Source organism: Microbispora corallina, assembly GCF_016863035.1.
Classification (GTDB): domain Bacteria; phylum Actinomycetota; class Actinomycetes; order Streptosporangiales; family Streptosporangiaceae; genus Microbispora; species Microbispora corallina.
Window position 1 is genome coordinate 26,704 of sequence record NZ_BOOC01000025.1, and the last position, 12,949, is coordinate 39,652.

Annotated in this window: 8 protein-coding genes; 7 read left to right on the top strand and 1 reads right to left on the bottom strand. The window is 73.6% G+C overall.

The window, feature by feature from the left end; genetic code table 11:
* Window positions 1-37: 37 nt before the first annotated feature.
* Genes Mco01_RS23495 through Mco01_RS23520 form a run of 6 tightly spaced genes read left to right on the top strand, consistent with a single transcriptional unit; the run spans window position 38 to window position 8,267 of the window.
* Window positions 38-2,149, top strand: a complete 2,112-nt coding sequence (locus Mco01_RS23495; protein WP_204059069.1) for a molybdopterin oxidoreductase family protein — start codon at window positions 38-40, stop codon at window positions 2,147-2,149.
* Window positions 2,146-3,546, top strand: coding sequence for an FAD-dependent oxidoreductase (locus tag Mco01_RS23500; protein ID WP_204059070.1), 1,401 nt, complete (start codon window positions 2,146-2,148; stop codon window positions 3,544-3,546). Before Mco01_RS23495 ends, Mco01_RS23500 begins: the two co-directional genes overlap by 4 nt.
* Window positions 3,543-5,996, top strand: coding sequence for a nitrite reductase large subunit NirB (gene nirB, locus Mco01_RS23505; RefSeq protein ID WP_204059071.1), 2,454 nt, complete (start codon window positions 3,543-3,545; stop codon window positions 5,994-5,996). The genes Mco01_RS23500 and nirB overlap by 4 nt, the downstream gene beginning before the upstream one ends.
* Window positions 5,993-6,352 carry a nitrite reductase small subunit NirD gene (gene nirD, locus Mco01_RS23510; RefSeq protein WP_204059072.1) on the top strand — a complete coding sequence of 120 codons (360 nt, stop codon included), beginning with the start codon at window positions 5,993-5,995 and terminating at the stop codon, window positions 6,350-6,352. Before nirB ends, nirD begins: the two co-directional genes overlap by 4 nt.
* The gene (locus Mco01_RS23515; protein ID WP_051457568.1) at window positions 6,349-7,512 is read left to right on the top strand and encodes a uroporphyrinogen-III synthase; all 1,164 of its coding nucleotides are present in this window, start codon (window positions 6,349-6,351) and stop codon (window positions 7,510-7,512) included. Before nirD ends, Mco01_RS23515 begins: the two co-directional genes overlap by 4 nt.
* Complete coding sequence (locus tag Mco01_RS23520; protein ID WP_204059073.1) at window positions 7,509-8,267, top strand: sirohydrochlorin chelatase; 759 nt, start codon at window positions 7,509-7,511, stop codon at window positions 8,265-8,267. Before Mco01_RS23515 ends, Mco01_RS23520 begins: the two co-directional genes overlap by 4 nt.
* Window positions 8,268-8,421: 154 nt before the next feature.
* On the opposite strand, the gene Mco01_RS23525 is transcribed toward Mco01_RS23520, so the two are convergent.
* Window positions 8,422-9,276 (bottom strand): PAC2 family protein, encoded by an 855-nt coding sequence (locus Mco01_RS23525; protein WP_036318679.1) that lies wholly within the window; start codon window positions 9,274-9,276, stop codon window positions 8,422-8,424.
* A gap of 198 nt (window positions 9,277-9,474) precedes the next feature.
* Between Mco01_RS23525 and metH the strand changes: the two genes are divergently transcribed.
* Window positions 9,475-12,939, top strand: coding sequence for a methionine synthase (gene metH, locus Mco01_RS23530; protein ID WP_204059074.1), 3,465 nt, complete (start codon window positions 9,475-9,477; stop codon window positions 12,937-12,939).
* The last annotated feature ends 10 nt before the right edge of the window (window positions 12,940-12,949 follow it).

Consider the following 12,949-nt stretch of genomic DNA (forward strand, 5'->3'; position numbering starts at 1 on the left):
CCCAGCGGTGAAACCGCCTGAAAGCACGATCGGATCCATGCCGATCTCACTGTCCGCTCCCGCTCCTGTGATGTCACAGGTGCCGGTGGGCTCGGCCACGCACTGCCCGTACTGCGCTCTGCAGTGCGGCATGCACGTGGCCGGCGGCGAGATCACGCCCCGCGAGGACGTCCCGGCCAACGCGGGCGCCCTGTGCCAGAAGGGGTGGACGGCCGCCGAGCTGCTGTCGTCGCCGGAACGGCTCACCACCCCGCTCCTGCACGGCCGGCCCGTCCCGTGGGACGAGGCGCTCGACTACGCCGCCGCCCGGATCAGGGCGCTGCAGGCCGAGCACGGGCCGGACGCCGTCGCCGTGTTCGGGGGCGGCGGCCTCACCAACGAGAAGGCGTACCTGCTGGGCAAGTTCGCCCGGGTGGCGCTGCGCACCAGCCAGGTCGACTACAACGGCCGGTTCTGCATGTCGTCGGCGGCCGCGGCGGCCAACCGGGCCTTCGGCATGGACCGCGGGCTGCCGTTCCCGATCACGGACATCGGCCGGGCGGACGCCGTCCTGCTCGCCGGCGGCAACGTCGCGGAGACCATGCCCCCTTTCGTGCGGCACCTGTCCGCGATGCGGGCGCGCGGCGGACGGCTCGTCGTCGCCGACCCCCGGCTCACCCCGACGGCCCGGCTGGCCGACCTCCACCTGCAGGTGACGCCGGGCACCGACCTCGCGCTCGCGCTCGGGCTGCTGCACATCGCGATCGCCGAGGGGCACGCCGACCTCGGCTACCTCGCGGCCCGCACGACGGGGTTCGAGCAGGTGCGCACGTCGGTGTCCGCCTGGTGGCCCGAGCGGGTGGAGCGGATCACCGGGGTGCCGGTCGCGCAGATGCGCGAGGCCGTGCGCATCCTCGGCGAGGCGCCCCGCGCGATGGTCCTCACCGGCCGCGGGGCGGAGCAGCACGCGAAGGGCACCGACACCGTCACCGCGTTCATCAACCTGGCGCTCACGCTCGGCTTGCCGGGGGGTGAGGGCTCCGGGTACGGCTGCGTCACCGGCCAGGGGAACGGCCAGGGCGGACGGGAGCACGGGCAGAAGGCCGACCAGCTCCCGGGCTACCGCAGGATCGACGACCCGGCGGCTCGGGAGCACGTCGCGGCCGTGTGGGGGGTGGACCCCGGCGACCTGCCCGGGCCGGGGCGGTCCGCATACGAGCTGCTCGACGCGCTGGGCACGCCCGGCGGGCCGAGGGCCCTGCTGCTGTTCGGCTCCAACCCGGCCGTGTCCGCCCCGGACGCGGGCCGGATCGCGCGCCGCCTGGCCGGCCTCGACCTCCTCGTGGTGTCCGACTTCGTGCTGTCGGAGACCGCGGCGGCGGCCGACGTCGTGCTGCCCACCACCCAGTGGGCCGAGGAGGCGGGCACGATGACCAACCTGGAGGGCAGGGTGCTGCTGCGCCGCCAGGCCGCCGCGCCGCCGCCGGGCGCGCGCAGCGACCTGGAGATCCTCCGGGGCCTCGCCGAACGCCTGGGCTGGGGCGACCGGTTCCCCGCCGACCCGCGCACCGTCTTCGACGAGCTCCGGGCGGCCTCGGCCGGGGGCCTCGCCGACTACTCGGGCATCACCTACGAGCGGATCGCCGCCGAGACCGGGGTGTTCTGGCCCTGCCCCGACACCGGCCCCGGCGGCGCGCCGCACCCCGGCACCCCGCGGCCGTTCCTCGACCGGTTCCCGACCCCCGACGGGCGGGCGCGGCTGGTCCCGGTCGAGCACCGGCCGGCCGCCGAGGACGTGGACGAGGAGTTCCCCGTCTACCTGACCACCGGCCGGGTGCTGGCCCACTACCAGTCGGGCGCGCAGACCCGGCGGATCCGGCCGCTGACCGAGGCGTCGCCCGAGGTGTTCGTCGAGCTGCACCCCGACCTGGCCGAGCGGCTGGGCGTCGGGCCGGGCGACCTCGTGCGGGTGCGCAGCCGCCGCGGCAGCGCGGTCGGCACGGCCCGGGTGAGCGCGTCCATCCGTCCCGACACCGTGTTCATGCCGTTCCACTGGGAGGGCGCGAACCTGCTCACCAACCCGGCCCTCGACCCCACGTCGCGGATGCCGGAGTTCAAGGTGTGCGCGGCGGCGGTCGAGCGGTGCGACGACGGGGAGCGGGTGGCATGAGGCTTGTCGTGGTGGGGAACGGGATGGCCGGCGCCCGCCTGGTGAGCGAGGTGCGCGCCCGGTCCGCCGACGTGAGGATCACGGTGTTCGGGGCCGAGGCGTGGCAGCCGTACAACCGGGTGCTGCTGTCGAACGTGCTGGCCGGCACGTCGAGCCCGGACCAGGTCCGGCTGCTCGACCCGCGCTGGTACGCCGACCACGGCGTGACGGCGCGGCTCGGCGTCCCGGTGACGGCGATCGACCGCGACTGCCGGACCGTCATCGCGGCCGACGGGACGCGGGAGCCGTACGACGTGCTGGTGCTGGCGACCGGCAGCGAGCCGGTCGTCCCGCCGATCCCCGGGGCCGAACGGGCGACGGCGTTCCGCACGCTCGACGACTGCGACCGCATCCGGGAGGCGGCGGAGCGGGCCGGCGGCGCGGTGGTGGTCGGCGGGGGGCTGCTCGGCATCGAGGCGGCCCGGGGGCTCGCCGGGCGCGGCGTCCCCGTGACGCTGCTCCATCTGGCGGGCCACCTGATGGAGCGCCAGCTCGACGCGGAGGCCGGGCTCATCCTGCGGGAGACCCTCGGCGGTCTCGGCGTGGACATCCGCACGGGCGTCACGGTGAGCGCCGTACGGGAGCGGCACGTGGAGCTGTCCACGGGCGAGCGGATGGACGCCGACCTCGTGGTGCTCGCGTGCGGCGTCCGCCCGGTGGTGGGACTCGCCCGCGACGCGGGCCTGGAGGTGGACCGCGGCGTCGTCGTGGACGACGAGCTGCGCACCGACGACCCCTCGATCTTCGCGATCGGCGAGTGCGCCCAGCACGCCGGTCACGTGTACGGCCTGGTGGCGCCGGCCTGGGAGCAGGCGTCGGTGGTGGCCGACCTGGTGACGGGGACCGACAAGGAGGCCCGCTACCGCGGCTCCCGGCTGGTCACCCGGCTCAAGGCGTCCAGCGTGGAGCTCGCCGCGATGGGCGAGACCCACCTGACCGAGGACGAGGCGGAGATCGTCCGCTTCTCCCACCGGCACAAGGGCACCTACCGCAAGCTCGTGATCCGCGACGGCCGGCTGGTCGGCGCGATCCTGCTGGGCGAGACGGCGGCGGTGGGCACGCTGACCCAGCTGTTCGACCGGGGAGGGCCGCTGCCCTTCGACCGCGCGGGACTGCTGTTCCCCGGCCTGGGCGGCGTCCCGGTGGCCGACAGCCCGACCCGGATGCCCGACGCGGCCCGGGTCTGCCAGTGCAACAACGTGACGAAGGGACAGATCCGCGCGTGCTGGGAGTCCGGCGCGCGGGACGTCGAAGCGGTGGCCGCCGCGACGAGGGCCACGACCGGATGCGGCGGCTGCCGCGACGCGGTCGAGGGCATCGTCGGCTGGCTGTGCGAGCAGGAGGGCGTGAGCGCATGAGACTCGTCGTTGTCGGGCTCGGCCCCACGGCGCACCGGCTGACCGAGACGCTCGTGGAACGGGGCTTCAGCGGGACGATCACGGTGATGGGGGAGGAGCCGCGCCCCGCGTACGACCGGGTCGCGCTCACCTCCTACCTGAGCGGCCGGACCGTGGAGGACCTCACCTACCCCGTGCCCGACGGGGTGACGCTCCGGCTCGGCGGCAGGGTGACCGCGATCGACCGGGAGCGGCGCACGGTCACGACCGAGGCGGGCGAGACCGAGCCGTACGACGTGCTGGTGCTGGCCACGGGGTCGGCGCCGTTCGTGCCGCCGGTCCCCGGCCGGGACCTGCCCGGGTGCTTCGTCTACCGCACCATCGAGGACCTGGACGCCATCAGGGAGGCCTCCCGGGGCGCGGGCGCCGGGATCGTCATCGGCGGCGGCCTGCTCGGGCTGGAGGCCGCCGACGCGCTGCGCGGGCTCGGCCTGGAGACCCACGTCGTCGAGATGAGCAAGTGGCTGATGCCCCGCCAGGTGGACGAGGGCGGCGGCTCGCTGCTGCGCCACCACATCGAGGCGCTCGGCCTGACCATCCACACGGGCGCCGGGGTGACGGCGATCGAGGCGGGCCCGGACGGCAGGGTGGCGCGGCTGGTCAAGCCGGACGGCGAGGTCATCGAGGCCGGGGTCGTGGTGTTCTCGGCGGGCGTGCGCCCGCGCGACGAGCTGGCCAGGGCCTGCGGCCTGGAGGTGGGCGAGCGCGGCGGCGTCGTCGTGGACGAGGGCATGCGCACCTCCGACCCGCGCGTCTACGCCATCGGGGAGTGCGCGCTGGCGGGCGGCATGGTCTACGGGCTCGTCGGGCCGTGCTTCGCGCAGGCGGAGGTGGCCGCCGACCGGATCCTGGGCGGCCCGGCGGTCTTCGAGGGTGCCGACATGTCCACCAAGCTGAAACTCCTCGGCGTGGAGGTGGCGCAGTTCGGGGCGATGTCGGGCGCGCTCGACGTCACCTACATGGACCCGGTGGCCGGCATCTACAAGAGGCTGTTCATCAGCGACGACGCCAAGACGCTGCTGGGCGGCATCTGCGTCGGCGACGCCGGGCCGTACAGCGCGCTGCGGCCCTTCGTGGGCAAGGCGCTCCCGGCGGCCCCGCACGACCTGCTGTTCGCCGGCGCGGGCTCGGCCCAGCTCGACCTGCCGGACGACGCCCAGGTCTGCTCGTGCAACAACGTCACGAAGGGCCGGATCTGCTCGGCCATCGCGGACAAGGGCCTGACCGACGTCCAGGGCATCAAGGACTGCACCCGGGCCGGCACCACCTGCGGAAGCTGCGTGCCGATGCTGAAGCAGCTCCTCGTGACGTCCGGCGTCGAGGTCAGCAAGGCGCTGTGCGAGCACTTCACGTACAGCAGGGCCGAGCTGTTCGACATCGTCCTGGTCCGCGGCATCACCACGTTCTCCCAGCTCATCGCCGAGCACGGCAGCGGGCGCGGCTGCGACATCTGCAAGCCGGCGGTGGCCTCGATCCTCGCCTCCCTCGGCAACGGCCACATCCTCGACGGGGAGCAGGCCGCGCTGCAGGACACCAACGACCACTTCCTGGCCAACATCCAGAAGAACGGCACCTACTCGGTCGTCCCGCGCATCCCCGGCGGCGAGATCACCCCGGAGAAGCTCATCGTGATCGGCGAGGTGGCCCGTGACTTCGGCCTCTACACCAAGATCACCGGAGGGCAGCGGATCGACCTGCTCGGCGCCCGCGTCGAGCAGCTTCCCCGCATCTGGCGGCGGCTCGTGGACGCCGGCTTCGAGTCCGGCCACGCGTACGGCAAGGCGCTGCGCACGGTGAAGTCGTGCGTCGGGTCCACGTGGTGCCGCTACGGCGTGCAGGACTCGGTCGGCCTGGCCATCGCCCTGGAGCTGCGCTACCGCGGGCTGCGCTCGCCGCACAAGCTCAAGGCGGCCGTGTCGGGCTGCGCCCGGGAGTGCGCCGAGGCCCGGTCGAAGGACTTCGGCGTCATCGCGACCGAGCAGGGCTGGAACCTGTACGTCGGCGGCAACGGGGGCTTCCGGCCCCGGCACGCCGACCTGCTCGCCGCCGACCTGAGCACCGACGACCTGGTCCGCGCCATCGACAGGTTCCTGATGTTCTACATCCGCACCGCCGACCGGCTGCAGCGGACCGCGGCCTGGCTGGAGAGCCTGGACGGCGGCCTCGACTACCTCCGGGCCGTCATCGTCGACGACTCGCTGGGGATCTGCGCCGACCTCGACGCCCAGATGGAGCGGCACGTCGCGACGTACGCCGACGAGTGGCGGGCCGCCATCGAGGACCCCGAGAAGCTGCGCAGGTTCGTCAGCTTCGTCAACGCCCCGGACGTCCCCGACCCCTCGATCTCGTTCGAGACCGAACGCGACCAGATCAAGCCCGTGTTCATCCCACTGGAGGTGGCACCGCGATGACCGTGCTCGAGACGGCCCCCCTGGCCGGCAGGCGCGAATGGACCCAGGTCTGCCCGTACACCGAACTGCTCCCCGAGCGCGGCGTGGCGGTCCTGGTTGACGGCAGACAGGTGGCGGTCTTCCGCACCTTCGACGGCGCGCTGTACGCGCTGGGCAACCACGACCCGTTCAGCGGCGCGTACGTGCTGTCGCGCGGCATCGTCGGCACCAGGAACGGCGAGCCGACCGTCGCGTCGCCGATGCACAAGCAGGTGTTCTCACTGGTGACGGGGGTGTCCGTGGACGACCCGGACATCGCCGTGCCGACCTACCCCGTCCGGGTCACGGACGGGAACGTGGAGGTGAGCGTGGCATGACCGCGCTGCTGGACGAACCCGTGGTCACCCTCGAGACGGCCCCCGACGCGCTCGCCGGGTTCACGATCGGGGTGACCGCGACCCGCCGCAGCGAGGAGCTGTCGGCGCTGCTGGAACGGCGCGGCGCGCGCGTGGTGCGGGCCCCCGCGATCCGCATCGTGCCGCTCGCCGAGGACACCGGCCTGCTGGCGGCCACCCGGGCCTGCCTGCAGGCGCCGGTGGACGACGTGGTGATCACCACGGGCGTCGGCTTCCGCGGCTGGATGGCGGCCGCCGAGGGATGGGGCCTGTCCTCGGACCTGAACGCCCACCTCGGCAAGGCCCGGCTGCTCGCCCGCGGCCCCAAGGCCAGGGGAGCGGTCCGGGCCGCCGGGCTGGCCGACTTCTGGACTCCGGCGACCGAGTCGTGCGAGGAGGTGAAGCAGTACCTGCTCGCCCAGGACCTGCGCGGCCGCCGCATCGCCGTGCAGCTCCACGGCGAGCCGCTGACCGGCTTCGTCGCCGCGCTGCGCGACGGGGGGGCCGAGGTCATCGAGGTGCCCGTGTACCGGTGGCTGCCCTACCGCGACACCTCCCCGCTGCGCCGCCTGGTCAGCCAGGCCGTCACGGGGGCCGTGGACGCGGTGGCCTTCACCAGCGCGCCGGCCGTGCTGGCCATGCTCCAGGCGGCCCGCGCCGACGGCCTCGAGGACGCCCTGCTGGCCGCGTTCGACACCCGGGTCGTGGCGGCCTGCGTCGGGCCGGTCACCGCCGGGCCCCTGACCTCCCGCGGCGTCCGGGCGGTCCAGCCGGACCGGGCCCGGCTCGGCGCCCTCGCCCGCACGCTCGCCCGCCACCTGCCCGCCAACAGCGTCACCCGGCTGGTCGCGGGCGGGCATGAGCTGGAGATCCGCGGCCACGCGGTCGCCGTCGACGGCGACCTGAAGCCGCTCCCGCCGGCGCCGATGGCCGTGCTGAAGCGGCTCGCCGAGCGGCCCGGGCACGTGGTGGCCCGGGCCGACCTGCGGGTCGTGCTCCCCGGCGGCCCCTCGCGCGACTCGGCCGAGCACGCGGTCGAGATGGCCATCACCCGCCTGCGCCGCGCCCTCGGCCCCGCCGGGATCGTCGAGACCGTGGTGAAGCGCGGCTACCGCCTGGCCTGCGGCCGGGACGAGCGATGACGGCACGCCAGGCGCGGGGGCGCGCCGCGGCCGCCCCCGCGCTGGTGCTGGCCGCCCACGGCGCCCGCAGCGGCCACTGGGAGTCCGTCATGGAGTCCCTGGCCGCCCGGGTCCGCCAGGCCCGCCCGGGCCGCCGGGTGGAGCTGGGTTTCCTGGAGATCAGCGAGCCCCCGCTCGCCGGCGTGCTCGCCGAGGTGCCCGGACCGGCGGTCGTGGTCCCGCTGCTGCTGGCCGGCGGGTACCACGTGCACATCGACCTGCCCGCCGTCGTCGCCCGCACCCGGCCGGACGCCGTGGTGGCCGGGCAGCTCGGCCCTCACCCGCTGCTCACATCCGTGCTGGCCCGCCGGCTGGCCGCCGCCGGGCTGCGGTCCTGCGACACCGTCGTCCTCGGCGCGGCCGGCTCGTCCGACCCGGCGGCCCTGGAGGACGTGCGCGCCGCCGCCCGCCTGCTGTCCGTACGGCTCTCGCGGCCCGTCACGGCCGCGTACGCGTCGGCCGGCGCCCCGAGCCTGGAGGAGGCGCTGCGGCACGCGAGGGAGGGCCTGGCGCCCCGGATCGCGGTGGCGTCCTACCTGCTGGCGCCCGGCCACTTCCACGACCGGCTGCTCGACGCCGGCGCCGACCTGGTCAGCGCGCCCATCGGCGCCGACGAGGACGTGGCCGCCCTGGTCTGGACCCGGTACGAGGAGGCCCTGGAGCGTCCGGCCGCCGTCCGGGCCGCCGCCCACCGCGCGCTGCGCGTCGTGTCCTGAGAGGCCGTCCGCTGAGAAGGCGTGCCCTGAGAGGCCGTCTTCTGAGAGGTCGTCTCTTGGGAAGCCGTCTCCTGAGAGGCCGTCTTCTGAGAGCCCGTCTTCTGAGAGGCGGCGGGCGCCGGCGCGTGCGGGGCGTCCGGCCGGGCGGCGGGCGTCAGCGGTCGGTGCCGCGGTCGCGGCGGCGCAGGTAGCGCTCGAACTCGGCCGCGATCGCGTCCCCGCTCGCCTCGGGCAGCTCGGCCGCGTCCTTGCGCTCCTCCAGCTCCCGCACGTACTCGGCCACCTCGGTGTCCTGGGCGGCCAGCTCGTCGACCCCGTGCTCCCAGGCGCGGGCCTCCTCCGCCAGGTCGCCGTACGGCATGGGGATGTCGAGCATGTCCTCGATCCGGCGCAGCAGCGCCAGCGTGGCCTTCGGGTTCGGCGGCTGCGCCACATAGTGGGGGACCGACGCCCACAGGGACACCGTCCGCACCCCGGCGCCGCCGAGCGTGTGCTGCAGGACGCCCACGATGCCCGTCGGGCCCTCGTACTTGGTGAGCTCCAGGTTGAGCGCCCGGGCCATGCCGGGGTCGCTCACCGAGCCGACGATCGGCACCGGCCGGGTGTGCGGCGAGTCGTTGAGCAGCGCGCCCAGCAGGATCGCCAGGTCGACGCCCAGGTCGTGGCACAGGCCGACGATCTCGGCGCAGAACGACCGCCACCGCATGTTGGGCTCGATGCCGCGCAGGAGGACGACGTCGCGCTTGGCGCCCGGGGGGCGGGCCAGCAGCAGCCGGGTGGTCGGCCACACGATCGACCGGGTGAGCCCGTCGCCCATCTCCACGATCGGCCGCGTCACCTGGAAGTCGTAGTAGTCCTCGGGGTCGAGCTCGACGAGGGGGGTGGCCTTCCACTCCGTCTCGAGATGCGCCAGCACGCCGCTGGACGCCTCGCCTGCGTCGTTCCACCCTTCGAACGCGGCGATCAGCACCGGGTCGACGAGCTCGGGGAGCCCTTCGAACTCGATCACGCGCCGCCTCCCTCGTTGGCCCACTGCAGTATGGCTCACTCCAAGACTATTCGGTGAGGAGGGCCGGGCGTCACTCCCCGCGGCCCGGCCGTCCCGCGTGGTGCGCGCGGGCGGCGGGAACGCCGCCGGGACCGGGCCTTCCGCCTGTAGCGCAATCAGGGCAAAGGATCCGCCTCGCGGGGCCGATAGTCTTGCTCCATGACCAGCAGACCGTCCTTCCGCGAAGTGCTGTCCGAGCGAATTCTGATCGCCGACGGAGCCATGGGGACGATGCTGCAGTCCTACGACCCCACGCTCGACGACTTCCAGGGCCACGAGGGCTGCAACGACGTGCTCAACGTGAGCCGTCCCGACATCGTGCGCGCCGTCCACGACGCCTACCTGGCCGTCGGCGTCGACTGCGTGGAGACCAACACCTTCAACGCCAACCGAGCGGCGCTGGGGGAGTACGGCATCGCCGACCGGATCTTCGAGCTGTCCGAGGCGGGGGCGCGCCTGGCCCGCGAGCGGGCCGACGAGTGGTCCACGCAGGACAGGCCGCGGTTCGTGCTCGGCTCGATGGGCCCGGGGACGAAGCTGCCGACCCTCGGCCACCTGCCGTACGAGACGCTGCGGGACGCCTACCGGGACAACGCGGCCGGGCTGATCGCGGGCGGCGCGGACGCCCTGATCATCGAGACCTGCCAGGACCTGCTGCAGGTCAAGGCCGCCGTCGTGGGGGCGAAGCGGGCCATCGAGGCGGCCGGGCGAGACGTGCCGATCATCACGCAGGTCACCATCGAGACCAACGGCGCCATGCTGCTCGGCTCGGAGATCGGCGCCGCCCTCACCGCGATCGAGCCGCTCGGCGTCGACCTGATCGGCCTCAACTGCGCCACCGGGCCCACGGAGATGAGCGAGCACCTGCGCTACCTGGCCCGCCACTCGCGGCTGCCGCTGTCGTGCATGCCGAACGCCGGCCTGCCGCAGCTCACCTCCGACGGCGCCTACTACCCGCTCAGCCCGGGCGAGCTGGCCGACGCCCACGACGCGTTCACCCGCGACTACGCGCTGGCGCTGGTGGGCGGCTGCTGCGGCACCACCCCCGAGCACCTGCGGCAGGTCGTGGAGCGCGTGGGCGGCCGTCCCAGGGGCACGCGCCGTCCCCGCCCCGAGGCCGGCGCGGCGTCGCTCTACCAGCACGTGCCGTTCCGGCAGGACACCTCCTACCTCGCGATCGGCGAGCGGACCAACGCCAACGGCTCCAAGGCGTTCCGCGAGGCGATGCTCGACGGCAACTACGAGGAGTGCGTCGAGATCGCCCGGGCCCAGGCCCGCGACGGCGCGCACATGCTCGACCTGTGCGTCGACTACGTGGGCCGCGACGGCGTGACCGACATGAAGGAGCTGGCCTTCCGGTTCGCCACGGCGTCCACGCTGCCGATCGTGATCGACTCGACCGAGCCGCCCGTGATCGAGGCCGGCCTGGAGATGCTCGGCGGCAGGGCCATCGTCAACTCCGTCAACTACGAGGACGGCGACGGGCCCGACTCCCGCTTCACCAAGGTGATGCGGCTGGTCAGGGAGCACGGCGCGGCCGTGGTCGCGCTGACCATCGACGAGGAGGGCCAGGCCCGCACAGCGGAGTGGAAGGTCCGCGTGGCGGTCCGCCTCATCGAGGACCTCGTCCGCAACTGGGGGATGCGGGTCGAGGACATCATCGTCGACTGCCTGACGTTCCCGATCGCCACCGGGCAGGAGGAGACCCGCCGGGACGCCATCGAGACGATCGAGGCGATCCGCGAGCTCAAGCGCCGCTACCCGGGCGTGCAGACCACGCTCGGCCTGTCGAACGTGTCGTTCGGCCTCAACCCGGCCGCCCGCATGGTCCTGAACTCGGTGTTCCTCAACGAGTGCGTGAACGCCGGGCTCGACTCGGCCATCGTGCACGCGTCCAAGATCCTGCCGATGGCCCGCATCCCCGACGAGCAGCGGCAGGTCGCGCTCGACCTCGTGTACGACCGCCGCCGCGACGGGTACGACCCGCTGCAGCGGTTCATGGAGCTGTTCGAGGGCGTCGACGCCGCGTCCATGAAGGCGGGCAAGGCGGCCGAGCTGGCCGGGCTGCCGCTGTGGGAGCGGCTCAAGCGGCGCATCGTGGACGGCGAGCGCAAGGGCCTGGAGGCCGACCTCGACGAGGCCCTCGCCCAGCGCCCGGCTCTGGAGATCATCAACGACGTCCTGCTCGACGGCATGAAGACGGTCGGCGAGCTGTTCGGGTCGGGCCAGATGCAGCTGCCGTTCGTGCTCCAGTCGGCCGAGGTCATGAAGACGGCCGTGGCCTACCTTGAGCCGTACATGGACCGGGTCGAGGGCGACTCCAAGGGCCGCATCGTGCTGGCCACGGTCAAGGGCGACGTCCATGACATCGGCAAGAACCTCGTCGACATCATCCTGTCCAACAACGGCTACGACGTGGTGAACCTCGGCATCAAGCAGCCGGTCTCGGCCATCCTGGAGGCCGCCGAGGAGAACAGGGCCGACGTGATCGGCATGTCGGGCCTGCTGGTGAAGTCGACGGTCGTCATGAAGGAGAACCTCGAGGAGATGAACTCCCGGGGCATCGCCGGCCGTTTCCCCGTGCTGCTCGGGGGCGCCGCGCTCACCCGCGCGTACGTCGAGCAGGACCTGGCCGACCTCTACCAGGGCGAGGTCCGCTACGCCAGGGACGCCTTCGAGGGCCTGCGGCTGATGGACGCGTTCATGGCGGTCAAGCGCGGCGAGGACGGCGCGACGCTGCCGCCCCTGCGCGAGCGGCGGGTGAAGACGGGCGCCGTGCTCAGGCGGACGGCCGAGGAGGACCTGCCGGCCCGATCCGACGTGGCGGCCGACAACCCCGTGCCCACGCCGCCGTTCCTGGGCGACCGGATCGTCAAGGGCATCCCGCTGGGCGACTACGCGGCCTTCCTCGACGAGCGGGCCACGTTCATGGGCCAATGGGGCCTCAAGGCGGCCCGCGGCGGCGACGGGCCGTCGTACGAGGAGCTGGTCGAGATCGAGGGACGGCCCCGGCTGCGGATGTGGCTGGACCGGCTCCAGACGGAGAACCTGCTGGAGGCGGCCGTCGTCTACGGCTACTTCCCCTGCGTCAGCGAGGGCGACAGCCTGATCGTCCTGGACGACGAGGGCAAGGAGCGGACCCGGTTCACCTTCCCCCGGCAGCGCCGCGACCGGCACCTGTGCCTGGCCGACTTCTTCCGGCCCCGGGAGTCCGGCGAGGTCGACGTGGTCGGGTTCCAGGTTGTCACCATGGGCAACCGGATCAGCGAGGCTGCCGCCGAGCTGTTCGCGAAGGACGCCTACCGCGACTACCTGGAGCTCCACGGTCTGTCCGTGCAGCTGACGGAGGCGCTGGCGGAGTACTGGCACGCGCGGGTGCGCTCGGAGCTCGGGATCGGCGGCGACGAGTCGCTGGCCGACATGCTGAAGGTGAACATCGCCGGCTGCCGCTACTCGTTCGGCTACCCCGCGTGTCCCAACCTGGAGGACCAGGTTCAGGTCATGGGGCTGCTCGACCCGTCCCGGATCGGCGTGACGCTGTCGGAGGAGTTCCAGCTCCACCCCGAACAGGCCACGTCGGCCCTGATCGCCCACCATCCCGAGGCCAAGTACTTCAACGTGTAGGCCCCTGCGC